This is a genomic window from Lentzea waywayandensis (assembly GCF_900115955.1).
Classification (GTDB): Bacteria; Actinomycetota; Actinomycetes; order Mycobacteriales; family Pseudonocardiaceae; genus Lentzea; species Lentzea waywayandensis.
The window spans coordinates 616,587-634,964 of record NZ_FOYL01000001.1 but is presented as its reverse complement, the minus strand read 5'-3'; the positions used below and the strand labels follow the sequence as shown (position 1 = coordinate 634,964).

The 18,378-nt window shown below is 68.1% G+C and carries 18 protein-coding genes; 9 read left to right on the top strand and 9 right to left on the bottom strand.

Features of this window, described 5'->3' with window-relative positions; genetic code table 11:
* The first annotated feature begins 11 nt into the window (after positions 1–11).
* The gene (locus BM417_RS02995) at positions 12–857 is read left to right on the top strand and encodes a glycosyltransferase (RefSeq protein ID WP_093588155.1); all 846 of its coding nucleotides are present in this window, start codon (positions 12–14) and stop codon (positions 855–857) included.
* A 15-nt stretch (positions 858–872) separates the two neighbouring features.
* Here the strand turns inward: BM417_RS02995 and BM417_RS02990 are convergent, their stop codons facing one another.
* Genes BM417_RS02990 through BM417_RS02980 form a run of 3 tightly spaced genes read right to left on the bottom strand, consistent with a single transcriptional unit; the run spans position 873 to position 5,996 of the window.
* On the bottom strand, positions 873–2,123 hold the full coding sequence (locus tag BM417_RS02990) for an MFS transporter (RefSeq protein ID WP_093588154.1): 1,251 nt from the start codon (positions 2,121–2,123) through the stop codon (positions 873–875).
* Between the two features lie 47 nt (positions 2,124–2,170).
* Positions 2,171–3,994 (bottom strand): asparagine synthase (glutamine-hydrolyzing), encoded by a 1,824-nt coding sequence (gene asnB, locus BM417_RS02985; protein WP_093588153.1) that lies wholly within the window; start codon positions 3,992–3,994, stop codon positions 2,171–2,173.
* Between the two features lies 1 nt (position 3,995).
* Entirely contained in the window at positions 3,996–5,996 is a 2,001-nt protein-coding gene (locus BM417_RS02980) for a glycosyltransferase (protein ID WP_093588152.1), read from the bottom strand.
* Positions 5,997–6,108: 112 nt separating this feature from the next.
* Here BM417_RS02980 and BM417_RS02975 point away from each other — a divergent pair, with 112 nt between their 5' ends.
* On the top strand, positions 6,109–7,440 hold the full coding sequence (locus BM417_RS02975) for a glycosyltransferase family 4 protein (RefSeq protein ID WP_245821641.1): 1,332 nt from the start codon (positions 6,109–6,111) through the stop codon (positions 7,438–7,440).
* A complete protein-coding gene (locus tag BM417_RS02970; RefSeq protein WP_093588568.1) occupies positions 7,440–8,735 on the top strand; it encodes a UDP-glucose dehydrogenase family protein in 1,296 nt (431 codons plus the stop codon). Before BM417_RS02975 ends, BM417_RS02970 begins: the two co-directional genes overlap by 1 nt.
* 273 nt (positions 8,736–9,008) lie before the next feature.
* Here the strand turns inward: BM417_RS02970 and BM417_RS02965 are convergent, their stop codons facing one another.
* On the bottom strand, positions 9,009–9,737 hold the full coding sequence (locus BM417_RS02965; protein WP_093588150.1) for a PIG-L deacetylase family protein: 729 nt from the start codon (positions 9,735–9,737) through the stop codon (positions 9,009–9,011).
* 34 nt (positions 9,738–9,771) lie between these two features.
* Here BM417_RS02965 and BM417_RS02960 point away from each other — a divergent pair, with 34 nt between their 5' ends.
* Both BM417_RS02960 and BM417_RS02955 read left to right on the top strand, forming a co-directional pair.
* Positions 9,772–10,227, top strand: coding sequence for a DUF4231 domain-containing protein (locus tag BM417_RS02960; protein ID WP_245821640.1), 456 nt, complete (start codon positions 9,772–9,774; stop codon positions 10,225–10,227).
* 57 nt (positions 10,228–10,284) lie between these two features.
* Entirely contained in the window at positions 10,285–10,605 is a 321-nt protein-coding gene (locus BM417_RS02955) for a hypothetical protein (protein WP_093588148.1), read from the top strand.
* A 57-nt stretch (positions 10,606–10,662) separates the two neighbouring features.
* On the opposite strand, the gene BM417_RS02950 is transcribed toward BM417_RS02955, so the two are convergent.
* On the bottom strand, positions 10,663–11,562 hold the full coding sequence (locus BM417_RS02950; protein WP_093588147.1) for a right-handed parallel beta-helix repeat-containing protein: 900 nt from the start codon (positions 11,560–11,562) through the stop codon (positions 10,663–10,665).
* 19 nt (positions 11,563–11,581) lie between these two features.
* On the opposite strand from BM417_RS02950, the gene BM417_RS02945 reads away from it, so the two are divergent.
* Complete coding sequence (locus BM417_RS02945; RefSeq protein WP_143138472.1) at positions 11,582–11,806, top strand: hypothetical protein; 225 nt, start codon at positions 11,582–11,584, stop codon at positions 11,804–11,806.
* Positions 11,807–12,035: 229 nt separating this feature from the next.
* Here BM417_RS02945 and BM417_RS02940 read toward each other — a convergent pair whose 3' ends face one another.
* Positions 12,036–12,803, bottom strand: a complete 768-nt coding sequence (locus tag BM417_RS02940) for an enoyl-CoA hydratase/isomerase family protein (protein ID WP_245821638.1) — start codon at positions 12,801–12,803, stop codon at positions 12,036–12,038.
* Positions 12,804–12,807: 4 nt separating this feature from the next.
* Complete coding sequence (locus BM417_RS02935; protein WP_177320248.1) at positions 12,808–13,764, bottom strand: magnesium transporter CorA family protein; 957 nt, start codon at positions 13,762–13,764, stop codon at positions 12,808–12,810.
* 69 nt (positions 13,765–13,833) lie between these two features.
* On the opposite strand from BM417_RS02935, the gene BM417_RS02930 reads away from it, so the two are divergent.
* Positions 13,834–15,159, top strand: a complete 1,326-nt coding sequence (locus BM417_RS02930) for a serine/threonine-protein kinase (protein WP_281251283.1) — start codon at positions 13,834–13,836, stop codon at positions 15,157–15,159.
* Here BM417_RS02930 and BM417_RS02925 read toward each other — a convergent pair.
* On the bottom strand, positions 15,144–16,001 hold the full coding sequence (locus BM417_RS02925) for a hypothetical protein (protein WP_093588144.1): 858 nt from the start codon (positions 15,999–16,001) through the stop codon (positions 15,144–15,146). The genes BM417_RS02930 and BM417_RS02925 overlap by 16 nt on opposite strands.
* A complete protein-coding gene (locus tag BM417_RS02920) occupies positions 15,994–16,485 on the bottom strand; it encodes an RNA polymerase sigma factor (RefSeq protein WP_093588143.1) in 492 nt (163 codons plus the stop codon). Before BM417_RS02920 ends, BM417_RS02925 begins: the two co-directional genes overlap by 8 nt.
* 79 nt (positions 16,486–16,564) lie before the next feature.
* On the opposite strand from BM417_RS02920, the gene BM417_RS02915 reads away from it, so the two are divergent.
* Together BM417_RS02915 and BM417_RS02910 are read left to right on the top strand one after the other, a co-directional pair.
* On the top strand, positions 16,565–17,050 hold the full coding sequence (locus BM417_RS02915) for a GNAT family N-acetyltransferase (RefSeq protein WP_177320246.1): 486 nt from the start codon (positions 16,565–16,567) through the stop codon (positions 17,048–17,050).
* Between the two features lie 35 nt (positions 17,051–17,085).
* Entirely contained in the window at positions 17,086–18,378 is a 1,293-nt protein-coding gene (locus BM417_RS02910) for a YVTN family beta-propeller repeat protein (protein WP_093588142.1), read from the top strand.

Sequence of the window (18,378 nt, the reverse complement as noted above, 5' to 3'; positions counted from 1 at the left end):
TAAGGGGAGTCATGGCCGACCACGTCATCCTGACGCGCTTCAACCTGCCTTCAAAGGGCGCTGAAAGTTACGTCCGGGCAAAGGAAGGATGGCTGACCGAACGCGTTGCGCTGTTCGAGCGCTACTGCCTGCCATCGGTGCTCGCGCAGACGGACAAACGGACGCGTTGGCTCATCTATTTCGACCCCGAATCACCGCAATGGCTCAAGGACAAAATCGCCTCACACGGTGACGCGTACACGCCCGTTTACCGTCCGGAAGTGTCGCGGGAAGAACTGAGATCGGACATCCGGTCGCTCTACGGTCAGGTCGGCGACGAGCTCATCACCACGAACCTGGACAACGACGACGGCCTCGCCGTCGACTTCGTGGAACGTCTCTGCGCCGCTCCCCGCCCCACCACGACCGCCGCGTACTACCTGGTCAACGGCCTGATCAAGTCTCCGGGCGGCCTGTACCACCGGGTCGACCGGCACAACGCGTTCGTGTCGGTCCGGGAGAGCTGGGACGAGCCGGTCACGTGCTGGGCGCACTGGCACAACCACATGCACCTGCACTTCCCCGTCGTGGAGCTGGACGGGGCGCCGGGCTGGCTCCAGGTCGTGCACGGCGGCAACGTGTCGAATCGCACACGCGGCCGGCTGGTCTCGCCCGAGCCGTACAAGGCGTCGTTCGGGGACTCGCTGGACGACGTGGCCGCTCCGGGCTCTCTCGCCGTGGCGCAGGATCGGCTGGTGGATCAGCCGGTGCGGTTCATGCGCGACTCCGGGCGTGTGGCGGCCAAGAACGCGGCCATGAAGGTCCTGGGCAAGGGTGGCTTCGAGAAGATCAAGCAGAAGCTGGCTGCTCGCGGTTAAGACCGCTTGTCTCCCTCACGAGCGTTCTTCTCGTGAGGGAGACAAGCGCTGCTCTTCCGATCTTCCTAGATGCGCAGCCGCGACGAGCGTCACGGTCAGTGCTGCCAGCGCTACCGTGATGCTCGTCCCGAAGCTGGAGAACTGCAGCAGCAGTCCGAACGCGACGGACGAAACGAGACGCCCCAGCGCCTGCCCGGTCTGCACGACCGACAGCCCGGACGCCCGCAGCGACTCGGGCGCCGACTCGCTCACCTTGGCCGACAGCACGCCGTCCGTGGCCGCGTAGAACAGGCCGTGCAGCAGCAGAGCCGCGATCGCGACCCCCATGCCGCCCTCGGGGATGAACAGCAGCGCGTACACGCCGAGCAGCAGCGCGTGGCCGGCGAGGAACATCCGCCAGCGCCCCACCTTGTCCGACAGCTTGCCGAGCGGCGCGGCGGCGACGAGGAACACGACGGCCGTGCCGAGCGGCAGCAGCGGCAGGTAGCCGAGCGAGACGTTCGTGGCCTTCTGCACCAGCACGTAGACGAACGCGTCCGACACCGTCGCGAGCCCGAGCATCCCGGCCGAGATGGTCGTCCGGCGGAAGTGCTTGTCGGTGAGCAGGTTCAGCCCGGCCCGGAACGACGGCCGCGGCCCCTTCGGCTTCTCTGAGGCGGGCTTCTCCCGCACGAACGAGACGAGCACGATCAGGCCGATGACCGCGAACGCCGCGGACACCGCGAAGATCGGCCCCGGCACCATCCCGATCTGCGTGAGCAGCAGGAACGTGATGAGCGGGCCCAGGAGCGCGCCGAACGTGTCCATGCTCCGGTGCACGCCGAACGCGGCGCCGAGCCGATCCTCCGGCGTGGCCAGGGAGATCATCGCGTCACGTGGCGCCGTCCGGATGCCCTTGCCCGCGCGGTCCGCCGCCATCAGCGCGCCGATGCCGAACGGGGACGCGCCGACCAGTGGGAAGAACACCTTGGTGAGGGCCGAGAGCCCGTAGCCCGCGGCCGCGACGGCCTTGGGCTTGCGGAACTTGTCCGAGACGCTGCCGCCGACGAGCCGCAGCAGCGCCGTGGCACCGGTGTAGATGCCGTCCAGCAGGCCGAACTGCGCGTAGCCCAGGTGCAGCGTGAACAGCAGGTACACCGGCAGGAACGCGGTGATCATCTCGGCGGAGACGTCGGTCAGCAGGCTGACCGTGCCGAGCGCGAAGACCGTGCCGGGCAACCGCTTGCGGAAGTCGGTCTTGGAGGGGCGGGAGGAGGCGACGTACACGGGTCACCCACCTGCCCCGGAAACGAAATCCCTGTTCATGGACCGTCCTACCAGCTGAGCGTTTGGTGCCACACCTCTAGAGACAGCAGCGTCCAGATGCGCGGCTGCTCGTTGCGGTCACCGGAATCGTGGTCGTCGAGCAGTGAGCGCACCGCGGCTCGGTCGAAGGTCTTGCCCACGAACGACGTGGGCCCGGTCAGCAGGTCGTAGGCCATGTCGCGCAGGCCGTCGCGGAACCAGGCGTCGAGCGGCACCTTGAAGCCCGACTTGGGGCGGTCCACGATGTCTGCCGGCAGGTGCTGGCGCGCCACCTCCTTCACGACCCACTTGGTCGTGCCGCCGCGCACCTTCACGTTGCTGGGCAGCGAGAACGCCAGCTCCGCGACGCGGTGGTCGAGGAACGGCGGGCGCAGTTCCAGCGAGGCGGCCATCGACATGCGGTCGCCGCGTTCGAGGAGGTTGTCCGCGAGCCAGGTGTGCGAGTCGGCGTACAGCATGCGCCGCAACGCGTCGCCGCGCCCGTTCTCGTACGGGGCCAGCACGGACCGGGTGGCGGGGCCGCCCAGCAGCGTTGCCCGTTCGGACACCGTGAAGGGCGCGAACCAGCCGCGCATCCGTTCGGCGTAGGAGGGCTCGGCGATGGCGCGCAGGGCGATGCCCAGCCGTGCCTTGGAGGCCGGCAGCGCCTTCTCCAGGCGTCGTAGGGCGAACGAGGGCGCGGCACCGGCCAGGCGGGTGGCCTGGGCGAAGCGGTACTTCGGGTAGCCGCCGAACAGCTCGTCACTGCCCTCTCCGGACAGCACGACCTTCACGTCCCGGCGCGCGAGTTCGGCCAGCCGGAACACGGCCACGTCAGCCGGTTCGGACAGCGGCGCGTCGCGGTGCCAGGAGAGCTTGGCCCAGCTGTCGCGGAAGTCGTCGGCCGTGACGATCACGTTGTGGTGGCGGCTGCCGACGAGACGGGCGACCTTCTCGGCGTGGTGGATCTCGTCCACGCGCGGGTCGCCGAAGCCCGCGGAGAACGTGTGCAGCTCCGCGTCACCCCGTTCCCGCGCCACCAGAGCCGTGATGAGCGACGAGTCGACGCCGCCGGACAGGTAGGCGCCGACCGGCACGTCCGCGACCAGAGCGTCCCGTACGGAGGCGGTCAGCGCCTCGTCCACGAGCCGTACGGCCTCTTCGGGCGTGACCTGCCTGATCTCCGACTCGCGCGGCAGCTCCCAGTACGCCTCGGTCCGCACCTCGCCGTTCGCGGTGACGACCAGGTGGTGGCCCTGCGGCACCTTCCGGACGCCGCGGACCAGCGTGTACGGCGCGGGCACCGAGCGGTGCGCCAGGTAGTCGTGCAGCGACTCGTGGTCGACCTCGGCCGCGCCGATCACCGGCAGCAGCGCCTTGATCTCGGACGCGAACGCGAACATCTTCGAGTCCGCGTAGTAGTACAGCGGCAGGATGCCGAGCCGGTCGCGGAACAGGTGCGTCTCGCCGGTCTTGGCGTCGTGGATGGCGTACGCGAACTGGCCGCGCAGCTTGGCGACCGCGGCCGGCCCGTGCTGTTCGTACAGGGCCAGCAGGACCTCGGTGTCGCCGTTCGTGCGGAACGGGTAGGACAGCTCGGTGCGCAGCTGCCGGTAGTTCAGGATCTCGCCGTTGAACGCGATCTGCGTGGTGCCGGACGCGCCCGCCATCGGCTGCGGCGACCCGGCCAGGTCGATGATCGACAACCGGGTGTGCGCGAAGCCGATCGAGCCGTCCGACCAGAAACCGCTGTCGTCGGGGCCGCGGTGGTGCAGCCGCTTCGCCATCTCGGCGAGCAGCTCACGGGAGACGGGGGCGCCGTCGAACCGTCTGATGCCTGCGATACCGCACATGTCAGCGGTCCTCCGCGATCTGCATGAGCTCACGGGCACGGGAGTCCCAGGAGGCGGTCAGCACGGCCGCACGACGCTCGGCCGGCGTCTTCAGGCCGCCGTCCTTGAGCGTGAGCCGGATCTGGTCGATGAAGTCGGCCTCGCCCTTGGCGATCCGGATGACGTCGCCGTAGCGCTCGACCTCGGGGAAGTCCGTCGACACGACGGCCAGGCCCAGGGCCAGGTACTCCTTCATCTTGATCGGGTTCGCGTGCTTGATCCAGTCGTTGTCCAGCCACGGCATCAGCGCCACGTCGAAGCCCGAGCCGTAGCCGGGGATCTGGTCGTACGACCGGAAGTCCAGCCAATGCACGTTGGGGTACTTCTCGTAGCGCTCCATCGAGCAGGTCGCGTCACCGATCAGCACCACGGACGCCTCGGGGAACTCCTGCGCGACCTTCTCGATCAGGTCGAAGTCGACGAGGTAGTCGTCGAGGCTGCCGAAGAACCCGATGCGCGGGCCGGAAATGCTCGCGATGTCGGCGGGCAGTTCGGTGCGGCGGGTGAAGTGGTCGACGTCCACGCCGTGGTCGAGGAAGTGCGCCCGGTCACCGGTCAGCGCGGACTCCTCCTCCTGCAGCGCCCTCGACACGTAGAGCACGGAGTCCGAATTGGACAGCAGCTGGTTCTCCAGCGCGGCGATGGTGCCCTGGTCGGCCTCGGGGAACGCCGAGTGCCGGTCCGAGCGGTTGAACACCAGGCCCTTGGTCTTCATGGGCTTCACGACGTCCCACGCCGTCGGGATCGTGGCGACCACGACCGGCGTGCCCATCCGCAGGAACCAGCAAACCATGCGAACTTGAGTCCGCACGAGTACGGAGTTCAGCTTGCGCAGCCACGGCTTGCCGTAGAACGGCAGGGGAGCGGGCGTCATCACGTAGAAGTTCGGCGTCTCCGGGATCGGCTGACGCACCAGCATCGCGACGCTCTTGGCCTTGCGGAAGATCCGGCGCAGGAACTGCGTGCTCTTGCCGGGCGACGGCATCCGCAGGCCGATGCTGTTGATCAGCAACACCCTGCGGTGCTTCGCGACGCGGCGCAGCAGCTGGAAGTCCGAGTGGGCGCGGTTGTGGTACCACCAGTCCTGCGCCGAGAAGCACAGGTAGCTCGGGCCCTCGGAGGCCACTTCCTCCGGCCAGCGACGCATGCTGAAAAGCCCCTTCAACGCGGTGCGGTGCTTCGGCGAACGCGCGCGAAGCCCTTCGTTCACGACCATGGCGAGCCACATGAGGAGTGCAGCGAACCGGCCGTGCAGCTCGCGGTGCAGCCGGACCTTGTTCAGGGTGAGCATCGACCACAGCCGGGCGTTCGTGGAGACCTCGCCGCCGATGTGCGTGGCCGTCGCACGCGGCTCGAACCAGACGCCGCCCGCGCGCAACATGTAGTCGGTTTCCTCCGAATAGAGGAAGTAGCGTTCGTCCAAAAGGCCGTGCTGCTCGATGACTTCCCTTTTGATCAGCCACGCGCAGCCCGTCGCCCAGTCGGCGGCGTGCGCGCCCTGGTACGCCACGGCGTTGGTGACCGTCTCGCCCAGGCCGATCCGGCCGGCCCTGGTGCCACCGACGAGGGCTTCCGCGAACGCTCCGGCGGCGCGCGGCTTGCGGCGCAGAGAGTGGGACAGCTCACCGGAATCGTCCACCAGACGCGGCACGACGATCGGCTTGTCGGCGGCGCGGAGTGTCTCGACGGCTCCGGAGTGCAACCGGATGTCGGCGTTCAGGACGAGAACGTCATGGCCTTCGGCGGCTTTGATGCCCAAATTCACGCCGGCCGCGAATCCCGCATTCACGGGGTTTCGCACGATTTGCACGCCCGGCCGAGTGGCGGAGGACACAGTGCCGTCGGTGGAGGCGTTGTCGACGACGATCACTTTCACACCGTCGGGCAACGAGTTCAGGCATCCCTCGATGACCTGTTCGCTCTGGTACGTGACGATGACCACCGCGACAGGTGACCGCTCCACAACCGCTCCTCGCTTTTTGGGGCTCTGCGCGCTACATCGAGTGCCTTGCAACCTCCGTTACGACAATCGGCCAAGGTGTAACCGTTTTGCCCTCCGGAACGAGAACCAGAGCGTGACGTCATCGCCTCACGTGTTGATCATCGTGCAGAACCTCCCCGTGCCGCTGGACCGGCGGGTGTGGCTGGAATGCCGCGCCCTGACCGCCGCCGGGTACGAGGTCTCGGTGATCTGCCCCAAGGGTCCGGGTGACCCCGCCTACCAACTTCTCGACGGAGTGCACCTGTACAAGTACGCTCCGCCGCCCCAGGCCGAAGGCGCGCTGGGCTACGCGTGGGAGTTCCTGTACTGCTGGGTGCGCACGGCGTTGCTGAGCGTGAAGGTGCGTGCCCGCAGGCGGTTCGACGTCATGCAGGCGTGCAACCCGCCGGACACGTACTGGGCGCTCGCGCTGCTGTGGCGGCTCGGTGGCGTGAAGTTCGTCTTCGACCACCACGACCTCAACCCCGAGGTGTTCCTGTCTCGTTTCGGTGAGCCCACGGGGTTCGCGGGCAAGCTGCAGTACCGGATCCTGAAGTGGCTCGAGCGCCGGACGTTCCGCACGGCCAACCGGGTGACGTCGACCAACACCTCGTACCAGAAGATCGCGTGGACGCGGGGCGACGTTCCGCCCGAGCACACCACCGTCGTGCGCTCCGGCCCGGACACCACCGTGATGCGGCCTGTCGAGGGCGTGGACGAACTCCGACGCGGCGGCAAACACTTGGTGGCCTATCTCGGAATCATGGGACCGCAGGACGGCGTCGACGGCGTCCTGGAAGTCGCACGCAGAGTTGTTTTCGACCGCGGGCGCACCGACGTCCGGTTCGCGCTGCTGGGCTTCGGCGACTGCCTCGAAGACCTGAAGAAGCAGGCCACGGCCTGGGGACTCGATCCGTACGTCGAGTTCACCGGACGGGTTGGGCCCGAACAGATCACCCGTTACCTGTCGACCTCGTCCGTCGGACTGGGCCCGGATCCGTTGTCGCCTTTGAACGACGTGTCCACTATGAACAAGACCATGGAGTACATGGCCTACGCGCTGCCGGTGGTGACGTACCGGTTGCAGGAGACCGTGGTGTCCGCCGGCGAATGCGCCGTGCTGGTCGAACCGGGGGACGTCGAGGGCTTCACGACGTCGCTGCTCGACCTGCTCGACGACGCGGAACGCCGTGCGCGCCTCGGCTTCGAAGGCCGTCGCCGCTGTGAGGCCGTGCTCGACTGGCGCCCGCAGGCCGAGAACTACGTGGCCGTGTTCGACGGGCTCACCGGCTTCGCCTCGCGCGGCCCGTTCCCCGACGGCAGGCCCGAGCTCGGCGCCGGCACCGACCAGTGGGGCAACAAGATGATCGACGTGAGCGACGACGCCGTGCTCCGCGCGTTCGCCGTGACCCGAACGGGAGAATGATGTTCGTCAGAAGGATCGCTGTCGTCGGCACCGGCTACGTCGGTCTGACCACCGGTGCCTGCCTCGCCTCGCTGGGCCACCGCGTGGTGTGCGCGGACGTCGACGCGGGCAAGGTCGAACGCCTCTCGCGGGGTGAGGTCGACATCCTCGAACCGCGTCTCGCCGAGCTCGTCGCCGAGGGTCTGGCATCGGGTCGTCTGTCGTTCGTGCTCGGCGCGTCGGCCGCGGTGGCCGACGCCGAGGTCGTGTTCCTGTGCGTGCCCACGCCCATGGGTGTCGGCGGCATCGCGGACCTGGCGGCCGTCGAGTCCGTTGTGGACGAGACGCGCGACCTGCTGCCGTCCGGAACCGTGATCGTCAACAAGTCCACGGTGCCGGTGGGAACCTCGATCCGCACCGCCGAGCTGCTGCGCCGCGACGACGTCGCCGTCGTCTCGAACCCCGAGTTCCTGCGCGAGGGCTCGGCCGTGCACGACTTCCTGAACCCGGACCGCATCGTCGTCGGCTGCGACCAGCAGGACGCCGCCGAGCGCGTGGCGGCCCTGTACGCACGCCTTGGCGCGCCCACGGTTCTGACCGACGCGGCCTCCGCCGAGATGGTCAAGTACGCGGCGAACTGCTTCCTGGCGATGAAGCTCTCGTACGTCAACGCGGTCGCGGAGCTGTGCGAGCGCCTCGGCGCGAACATCACCGACGTCACCGAGGGCATGGGCTACGACAAGCGCATCGGCCAGGCGTTCCTCAACCCCGGCCCCGGCTGGGGTGGCTCGTGCCTGCCCAAGGACACGCACGCGATGCTCCAGGTCGCGGACGCCGCCGACTTCGAGTTCCGCCTGCTGCGCGCCACGATCGACACCAACGAGCGTCAGCGCCAGCGGATGGTCGAGAAGGTCCGCCTCGCGGTCACCGGCAAGCGCGGCGGCTCGCTGTCGCACGTGCGCCTGGGCCTGCTGGGCCTGACGTTCAAGGCCGGCACGGACGACCTGCGCGACTCCCCGGCCCTCGCGGTGGCGGCGTTGCTGAAGCAGGCGGGCGCCGAGCTCGTCGGCTACGACCCGGCTCTGGCCGGCGGTACCGACCTCGGTCCGGTGTCCGTTGTGGACGATCCGTACCAGGCCGCGAAGGACGTCGACGCTCTCGTCGTGCTGACCGAGTGGCCGGACTTCCGCTCGCTCGACTGGGCTCGCCTGGCCGAGACCGTGCGGCAGCCGGTGGTCGTCGACACCCGGAACATCCTGGACCCGGACGTCATCCGCCGCGCGGGTCTCACCTGCACGTCACTGGGTCGCCGCTAGTCCACTTGAGACTGTCCATTTAGCTCGATGGTGTGACAGGGCGCGCGGTCCTGTTGTGCTAGCGCTTTGATTCCCGGCAACACCCGGTGGGACTGGCCCACCGGGGTTCGTCGGGGAGGTTCTCGCCGTGGCTGGACTCATGGACATGGTCAACGGTCTCGTGCACCAGGCGTCTGGTCTGCTGGCTCAGGCGAGCGATCTCGCGAGCAGCCTGCTGTCCGCGCTCCCGCTGTAGCTTGAAGGGGCGTTCGTCCTCGACGAACGCCCCTTGGCTCACCAGCGAGGCAGATCCGGCCCGTGGTGCGTGATGCCGGCGAAGAGATCGGTCTCCGGCAACGGCGCGCCGGTCGTGTCGATCGCGCGGATGTAGGACTCGGCCGCGAACCGTTGCTGCGCCGTCAGCTTCCCGATGAGCGACTGACTCTCGTAGCAGTACAACGCCTTGCGCTTCACGTCGGCGACCGCGGACGTGTCGACCGTGGTCGTGGCAAGGCTGTCGTGTGCTTCCAGGTACAGCTTCGCGGGGATCCCGGTCTCCTTGACCGCGTGCTGCGCGACTCGCGCGGCGTGCACGTGGTCGCGGTGCTGGTGCGGGTTGTGGTGGTCGTGCGTGACGACGACCTGCGGCCGGAAGTGCTCGATCAGCGCGGCCACCCGCCCCGCCGCCGTCTCCACGGGGATCGAGCAGAACGCGCCGGGCGGCACCTCACCGGTCTCGCCGGAGTCGTGATATCCCAACAGTTCCAGGTCTGTGATGCCGAGCACATCGCACGCGTCGTTGAGCTGCGCCCGTCTCCGCGCCGCGACCGCCTGCGGGTGGTGGTTCAGCTCTCCGGGCTTGACGCCACCGGGCATGTCACCCAGCTCGCCGCTGGTACAGGTGACGAGGACGATCCGGACACCCTGACGGGCGTAGTGGGCCAGGATTCCTCCGGTCGACCGCGACTCGTCGTCGGGGTGAGCGTGGACGGCCAGCAAGGTTCTCGGTCCATCGAACTGCACGCGGGGAAGTTACCTCGAAACTATTGTCTTGCCGGTGACCGACTTGCCGTCCGGCCTGAAGCCGCACGAACTCGCACAGCACCTGCTCGGGCAGATCGAACGCGGGCACGCGTACGCCCGTTCCCGCAAGCAGCGGTTCAGGTGGAAGTCCGTAACTGTCCGACTGACCACTTTGGTGCTTTCGGCGGTGTCGACGATCATCCTCGGCCTGCAGAACCTCGACCCCTGGACGGGAACGGCGTTCGCACTGGTCGCGGTGGTGACCGTGGTGTCCGCTTTGGAGCCGTTCTTCGCGTGGCGCTCGCTGTGGGTGCTGATGGAGGAGGCCAGCTACAAGTTCCACCGGCTGGAGGACGACCTCGCCTACTACGTGGCGTCCACTCCGGCCGCGGACGTGGATCCCGAGTTGGTGCGGGAGATGTTCGAGCGCTACCAGGAGATCTGGGACTCGCTCAGCGGCCGCTGGCTGAAGTTCCGCGACAACGGCTGAGCGGGTGTCGCGGCCGGTAGAGTCGATCTCCGCTGTCCGAGGATCAGGGGGTTTCTCATGTCGGACGCTTGGGGTTTGCTGATCCCCGTCACCGCTCTCGTGGTGATCGTGCTCGTCGGGTTCATCATCATGAAGCTGCAGAAGTCCTTGTTCGGCGCGCTGGGCGCTTCCACGCCGGCGACGGAACCCGGTGCTGCGCCTTTTTCCAGGTTCCAGCAGTCGCCGCAGGAGAGCCGGGAGGACTTCGTGCGAAGGCATTGGCAGCGCCCCGGCGTGGTGGCCGACGGCGTGACCCTGGTCGATCTCTACGACCGCATCCGGGCCCTCGAGGAACGCGTCGCCCAGGCCGAGCGCCGTTCCGGTGCATCGTCTGACTGAGCCCGCGCACCGCCTTCGCCGCCGGCGGGGGCCTCGGCGGCGAAGGCGATCAGGGGACTACGGAGTGCCTGCGGGCTTGCCCTTGCCGTCCGGCGCGTTGGCGTCGTGCAGGAAGTTGTCCTGCCACACCGCCCACTTGTACGAGGCGCCCTTCTGGCTCACGTAGGCCGCGCCCCATCCGGTGCCGCTGAAGCGGTTGTTGATGGACTTCATGTTGCGGCCGTAGAGGTTGTCGAAGCCCGACTCCAGGCCGAGCTGGTAGCCGCCGCCCTCCAGGAGGTTGCCCTCGACGGTGACGTTGTCGATGTCGTCGCCGTAGGTCTGGATGAACAGGGCGCCGGTGTCGTTGCCGGTCGAGCAGTCGATGCGGTTGTTGCGGAACGTCAGGGTGCGGCCCGCGTTCTTGTCGAGCGGGAAGTCGCGGACCGTGGCGCCGTCGTTGTGGGACTCGCCGTCCGAGCGCAGGCCGCGGACGTAGTTGCCCTCGGCGAGGCCGCTCAGGGAGCTGCCGGTGTTGTAGAAGCAGATGCCGGAGCCCATGCCGCTGATGTAGTTGCGCTGAAGCGTGCCGACGCCGAGGAACGCGCAGGAGCCCGCGATGGTCTTCGCCGACAGGGCGGAGCCGTCGATGTTCGAGTCGCGGATGGTGACGGGAGCGCCGGTGACCTGGCAGGAGTTGCTGCCGCACGGGCCGTTCGTCGTGATCAGCGGGGCGGTCTCACCGAGGTTCTTCGGGCGGATGCAGGACTTCTCGATGGTGATGTTGCCCGCGAACAGCGTGAGGGCCTGCTCGACGCGCTTGCCGGAGATCACGGTGCCCGCGGCGGGGGCGCCGGGACCGGTGTAGAGCGGCAGCGAGTCGCAGTTCAGGCCATGGGCGGCGAGGCCCGTGTTGCCCTGAGTGAGCTTCCAGCCAGGGGAGCCGGCGGGGGCGGGGGTGTTCGCCGGGGGCTTCACGGGGCCGTTGGTCGCGGACTTGGTCGTCGAGCTGGGAGCCGCCGAACTGCTGCTCGGGGCGGCCGAGGAACTGCTGGGCGTGCTGGTCGAGGTGGCGCTGCTGCTCTCCGCTACGGGTGTCGGCTGGGCCGCCTTGGTCGGGGAACAGGCGGCCAACACGATGACACCACCGGTCAGCAGTACGGCCAATCTCAGTCTCACGGCTGGTTCTACCTCCACGCGCGCTCACGACGGGGGACCGTGAACTCGCTAATTGTGTCGTCGGCCGTTGCGGAATGTGTACAGAACTCGTGCGACGAAGTTCGTACGGGGGGCCGTTGAACGGTCAGCACACTGCACGGCAGAACCGGAGGAGTCAAGCGGATCTCGTTGCGGCGCAACATCATCTTCCGCCTGGCGGGGAATGCTCCATCCGTGTGAGCAGGTAGATCACGGTTCTATCACCGAGCCATATGATTCTTTGATGTGTGAGATCAGCGACCCGTGAATGTCGCGCGGCCGGGACCGTCCGTGAGGAAGCTGTGCACAGCGCGTGGCAGGTCCTCGGTTTCGAACAGGGCGGACGCGATCGTCGTGACGTGAGCGTCGGCCTCCGGGACGCCGCCGTTCTCGAAATGTGCGAGCACCTGTTTGGTCGCGAAGTGTGCCTGCGTCGGGCCGACCGCGAGACTCAGCGCGAACTGCTCCGCGGCCATTGCGAAACCTTCGTCGGGGAACAACCGGTTGACGACATTCCACCGTTCCAGCGTGGCGGCGTCGTAAAGGTCGCCGGTCATCACGAACTCCTTCGCGCGACCGACGCCCGCCCGCGCCGCCAAGCGCTGCGTGCCGCCCATCGTCGGCGTCAGTCCGACCACCTTCTCGACCAGCCCGAACCGGGCGCTCTGCGCGGCCAGGATCAGGTCGCACGCCACGGCCAGCTCGAAAGCCCAGGTCAGGCACAGCGCGTGTGCGGCGAAGACGGTCGGGATCGGCAGCGCGGCGAGGCGTTGCGGCAGGATCAGCATGCGGTCGAACAGCTGCTGCGCCTCGTAGCGGTACTCCTGCGCGGCGAACAGCGACACGTCGACACCGCCCGACACCACCCGGCCCGTGGCGTTGACCAGCAACGCCCGCGCGTCACCCAGCTCGTCCAGGGCCTCGTGGAACTCTGCGTCGAGGTCGAGGGAGTACAGGTTGAGCGGCGGCGCGTCGATCGTGATGATCGCGAGCTCGTCGCGGCGGGTCAGGTGGATCTTCACAGGCTCACAGCCAATCGCGGCGCTTGAACATCAGGTACAGGATGTAGGAGAGGCCGAACATACCCAGCGTGGACACCCAAACGCCCCATTGCTGCTCAAAGCCGGGATAAGGGACGTTCATGCCGTAATAGCCCGATATCGCCGTCGGCACCGCGATGATCGCGGCCCAGCTGGTGACCTTCTTCATGATCGAGTTGAGCCGGTTGCCCTGCATCATCGCCTCGGCCTCGCGCAGGTTCGTGACCAGCTCCCGCATCGACTCGGTCAGCTCGGCGGTGAACAGCGTGTGGTCCTTCACGTCCAGGTAGTACGGCATCATCACGTCGTCCACGACCTCGTGCTCGCGGTGCGTCAGCGACCCCAGCACCTCTCGCATCGGCAACGCCACGCGCCTGAGCTGCACCAACGCGCGCCTGAGCTGCAACGCCCTGCGCCCGACGTGCGGCTTCTCCTCGTAGATGTGGTCTTCCAGGGACTCGATGTCGTCGTCGAGCTTCTGAGCCGCCGCGTAGTGGCCGTCCACGATGTCGTCGAGCAGGCCGTGCAGCAGGAACCCGACGCCCGACGACGCCAGCGTCTGCGCGCTGTCCCATCTGTGCTCCACACTCGCGAGGTCGTAGTCCTCGCTCTCGCGCACCGTCACGAGCACGTTCTCGCCCACGAACAGGTCGACTTCGCACGCCTTGATCTCGTGTTCGACGTACTTGACGGCGTAAACGCTCAGGAACAGGTGAGTGGGGTAGCGGTCGACCTTCGGGCGTTGCCGCTCGGTGAACGCGTCCTCGATCGCGAGCTCGTGCAACCCCAGTTCGTCGCGCAACAGACCTATCTCGTCCTGAGACGGCGCGCAGAGGTCGAACCACACGACGGCGGAGTGATCTTTGACGTGCTCCGCGATCTCGGAGACCGGGAAGTCCCTGTCCACGAGTTCGCCGTTGCGGTACAAGCGGGTCCTGCCCATGGGCGACAACGATACGTAGATCTACTCAGATGTGAGGTTTCGGCCCGAGTTCCCGCTACCCTCGATCCGGTGAAGGTGGACCAACCACAGCGCATTGGGGACTACCTGCTCTTGGGCAGGCTTGGTCGTGGTGCCATGGGAACGGTCTACCTGGGACAAGGCAGCGACGGACGCCAGGTCGCCGTGAAGGTCGCCCGCGCCGAGCTCGCCGACGACCCGCGCTTCCGCGAGCGGTTCCGCCGCGAGGTCCAGATGGCCCGTGCGGTCGGCAGCGCCGGCACCGCGGCGGTCGTGGACGCCGACACGCGCGCGCCGCGGCCGTGGATGGCGACGGAGTACGTGCCCGGCCCGACGCTCCAGGAGGCCATCGAACGGCACGGTCCGTTGCCGGAGCACCATTTGAGACGCCTCGCCGAAGGTCTGGCCGAGGCGCTCACCGCGATCCACCGGGCCGGCCTGGTCCACCGCGACCTCAAGCCGTCCAACGTGCTGCTGGGCGCCGACGGACCCCGCGTCATCGACTTCGGCATCTCGCGCGCGATGGAGCACACGGCGCTGACCGAGACCGGCATGGTCTTCGGCACGCCCGGCTTCCTGTCGCCCGAGCAGATCACCGGCCAGGAGGTCGCGTCCCCGTCGGACGTGTTCGCCCTCGGCGCCGTGCTGGTCTACGCGGCGACGGGCAAGGGTCCGTTCGGTGAGGGCCCGACGGCCACGTTGCTCTACAAGGCCGCGCACGGCGAACCGGACATCGACGGCGTGCCCAAGCCGTTGCGGCCGTTGGTGCAGAAGTGCATGCACCGCGACCCGGCCAAGCGTCCCGAACCGGCCGAGGTGACGCGCCTGCTCTCCCAGGTCGTCACGCCCAAGGCGCCGACCAGCAAGATGCCCGCGCCGATGACGCCCGCCGCGGCGACGTTCTCGACGTCGCGGTTCGTGCCGATGGCGTGGGGCGGGCTGAACCTCGCCGTGGCCCTGCTCGCCGCCGCGATCGCCGACCCGGCCGCGCAGGCCAACGGCGCCACGCAGCTGCTGGCCCTGGCCGCGTTCTGCGTGCTCGTCGTGCGCGCGGTGCGGTACTTCAGCGCCGCCGCCCGCCGCAAGGTCGTCATCGAGATCAGCCGCGAGGGCATCGCCACCACGCGCAACGGCAAGTTCCACCAGTACTGGTGGTACGAGCTCGCACGGGTGCGCGTGGTGCCGCACAAGAAACGGCCGTGGGTCGTCGTCTGGCTGAAGGACCCGGCACCGCGCCGCTTCTTCGGCGCGCATCACGGCGGCGTGCGGGTGTTCCCGATCGCCCACGAACGCACCAGGCGGCGGCGCGAGCGCGACGTCGCCGAGCTGCGCGCCGCCCTGGCCTGGTACCTGCCCCGCAGCTACGACGGCCGCTGATCGGTCCACTCGTAGGTGACCGTGACGCTCAACGCCAGCGTGCCGCTGGGCAGCCTGGTGTCGTGCGGCGCGTCCACGTCCATGCCGGTCACCTCACCCGTGACGGGATCGACCCGGAACACCCACCGGCTGCCTTCGGTGAACACCTTCCCGTTGTCCCAGCGGATCGCGGGGCCCTCGGCGAGCCTGCGGTAGAGCCCGGCTTTCTCCCCGGTGGTGGTGAACGGCGAGAGCAACGCCTGCGCCGCGGCCTCCAGCTTCTCCCCGTCGTTGACGGGCAACGGCTTCGAGATGCTCTCCTCCTGGCACGGGGTGGCCGCGCAGAACGAGTTCCACAGGATCGTGCCGCTGGTCCGTCCCTCGATGTCCTTGATCGGACGCTGCGGACCGGTGACCGCCCGGTGTTCACCGGTGAACCTGCGGTAGATCAACACCATCTCGTTCGGCGCGGTGGGCAGCCACACGTCGTACTCGAACTTGACCGAGGTCGCGTCGAACGGCGCCTCGCCATCTGTGACGAGCTGCCAGACCTGGTACTTGATGTGCCGGTACTTCGTGGTCGGCTTCGGCGCCAGCTCCAGCACCGCGGCCGCCTCCGGCAGTGAGGTGGCGGCCGCGGTCGGCATCGTCGCGGGCGCGTCCCGCGAGACAGGCCTGAGCAGCACGACCAGCCCGGTGATCAGCACCACCGCCATGGCCGCGGCCGCGACGCCCACCCAGCGCCATGAGCGGGGCTGGGGCTTCTCGGCGAAGAGCTGCTCGCGCAACCGGGCCAGCCGCACGTCGTCGGCGGGACGTACCGGGTACAGCTCGGCGAGGTCGTCGTCCAGCACGTCACGCATGTTCCACTTCCTTCAGCTTGGCGCGCAGGCGGTGCAGGCGGGACCTCGCGGTTCCGGGGTTGAGGTCGAGGGCCTCGGAGGCCTCCTGCACGGTCAGGCCCGCCAGCGACACGAGCAGCACGAGGTCGCGGTCGGCTTGGGACATCCTGGCCAGCTCACGGGCGATCCGCCGCAGGTGCGAACGGGCGTCGATGCGGGTGACCACCGTGTGCTCCAGCGACTCGGCGACACCGAGGTCGACGCCGTACCGTTCGGCGGTGCGCAACAGGCGGGTCTCGCGTTTGGCGTGGCCGCGCAGCAGGTTCGTGGCGATGCCGTAGAGCCAGCCGACGACGCTGCCCTTGTTCGGGTCGTAGGTCTCCTGGCCGCGCATGGCGGCGAGGAACGTCTCGCTGACCAAGTCGTCAGCCACGTCCGTGCCCACCCGCCGCGCCAGATATCTGTGCAACGGATGGGCGTGCTCGTCGAACAGCTCCGCGAACATCACGCCCCCAGTTGGCTTCTCGCGGTACCAGTGTTGCAGTGACCTGAATCACAGTGGACGGGCTTTCGATGATGGTGGCATGACCAACTGGACCGTGACGGTCGCCGACGCCGCGCGTTCGCCGCTCAACCGCGAGTACAACGCGGAGATGATCAGCCGCTACTGGGGACGCCCGACGAACGACGCCGAGATCGACGCCTACGAACGCGACGAGCAGGACCACGACGTGCCGGTGTTCATCGTGGTGTCGCGCGATGGCAACGATGTCGGCTGTCTGGGCATGCGCTTCCTCGACAACGGTGTCGGTGAGCTGACGCGGATGTTCGTGCGCGTGCCGTTCCGCGGGCAGGGCGCGGCGTCGGCGTTGCTCGTCGCGATGGAGGCCGAGGCGATCAAGCGCGGCATCACGACGTTGCGCCTGGACACCCGCAAAGATCTCGTGGAGGCGAGGAGCCTGTACGCCAAACACGGGTTCGTGGAGATTGCTCCGTACAACGCAGCCGAATACTCCGATCACTGGTTCGAGAAGAGGCTAACGTCCGCTCATCCGGTCGCGATGTCCTGAAGGGTCGGGATGACTCGCGCCAGGAGGCATTGAACATGCGGTTGCGTCCATTGGTGATGGCGGCTGCCGTCACCACGGCACTGGTGGTGACCCCGGCCTCGGCGGCTCCCGCCGGCCGGGTGCTCGGATACGTCGCCAACAACGGCGGCGGGGTGTCGGTGATCGACACGGCCACGAACGCGGTGTCCACGACGATCGCTGACAGCAACGGAAACTCGCCTTACATGGCAGCGGTCGCGTTCGACGGGACTCGCGGCTACGTGACGAACTCCGTGCAGAACACGCTGACAGTCATCGACACGCCGACCAACACGGTCGACAAGTCCATTCCCGTCGGGACCCACCCGGCGGGCGTCGCGGTCGCCCCCGGTGGCGGCTTCGTCTACGTCACCAACTATCTGGACGGCACGGTGTCCGTGGTCGACACGGCCACGCTGACGGTCACCGCGACCGTCACGGTCGGCTCCAACGCCGACGGTGTCGTCGTCACGAAGGACGGTTCGGCCGTCTACGTCACGCACGATCTTCCGGGGCCGGGCAAGGTCTCGGTCATCGACACGACGGCCAACACCGTCGTCGCCACGATCGCCGTCGGCAACGCGGCGACCGCCATCGCGGCGTCGGCGGACGGCACGCGCATGTACGTGGTCAACAAGGGTTCGGACAGCGTCTCCGCCATCGACGTGGCCTCGCGCACCGTCGTCGGCACCGCGTCCGTCGGCTTCACGCCGCACGGCATCGCGTTGACGCCCAACGGAACCCGCGCGTACGTGACGAACAGCGAGTTCGACTCGGTGTCCGTTGTGGACCTCACGACGATGACCGAACTGCAGAAGATCTTCGTCGGCGACCGCCCGATCAGCGTGGCCCTCACGCCGGACGGCGCGAGCGCCTACGTCACGAACTTCGACAGCAACACGGTGTCGATCATCGACACGGCGTCCAACACGGTCACCGGCACCATCGCCGTGGGCCAGCGCCCGGTGGGCATCGCGATCAACTTCGTGCCGCCCGCCGCGTCGAAGCTCGTGTCCGGATCCGCTCAGCTCCAGCTGCGGCTCCTCGGGTTCACGGTCCGCTCGCTCGACGCGACGCTGACCGACAAGCACACCGGGGTGCCGATCGCCGGTCAGCAGGTCGTCTTCCGCACGGTGAAGGGCAACCCGCTCTGCACCGCGACGACCAACTCGTCCGGCAAGGCCACCTGCGACGCTCAGGTGTCGCTGCTGGTCGGCCTGTCCACCCTGCTGCAGGGCTTCACGGCCTCGTACGCGGGCAACAACGAGCACGGTGCGGCCTCTTCGCACGGGCACATCACCCTGCTCTGA

Excerpts from the sequence above, each read along its gene's own strand:
- BM417_RS02995 (WP_093588155.1), top strand. The coding sequence starts at position 12 with ATGGCCGACCACGTCATCCTGACGCGCTTCAACCTGCCTTCAAAGGGC.
- BM417_RS02915 (WP_177320246.1), top strand. The coding sequence starts at position 16,565 with ATGACCAACTGGACCGTGACGGTCGCCGACGCCGCGCGTTCGCCGCTC.
- BM417_RS02925 (WP_093588144.1), bottom strand. The coding sequence starts at position 16,001 with ATGCGTGACGTGCTGGACGACGACCTCGCCGAGCTGTACCCGGTACGT.
- BM417_RS02935 (WP_177320248.1), bottom strand. The coding sequence starts at position 13,764 with ATGGGCAGGACCCGCTTGTACCGCAACGGCGAACTCGTGGACAGGGAC.
- BM417_RS02970 (WP_093588568.1), top strand. The coding sequence starts at position 7,440 with ATGTTCGTCAGAAGGATCGCTGTCGTCGGCACCGGCTACGTCGGTCTG.
- asnB (WP_093588153.1), bottom strand. The coding sequence starts at position 3,994 with ATGTGCGGTATCGCAGGCATCAGACGGTTCGACGGCGCCCCCGTCTCC.
- BM417_RS02910 (WP_093588142.1), top strand. The coding sequence starts at position 17,086 with ATGCGGTTGCGTCCATTGGTGATGGCGGCTGCCGTCACCACGGCACTG.
- BM417_RS02920 (WP_093588143.1), bottom strand. The coding sequence starts at position 16,485 with ATGTTCGCGGAGCTGTTCGACGAGCACGCCCATCCGTTGCACAGATAT.
- BM417_RS02955 (WP_093588148.1), top strand. The coding sequence starts at position 10,285 with ATGTCGGACGCTTGGGGTTTGCTGATCCCCGTCACCGCTCTCGTGGTG.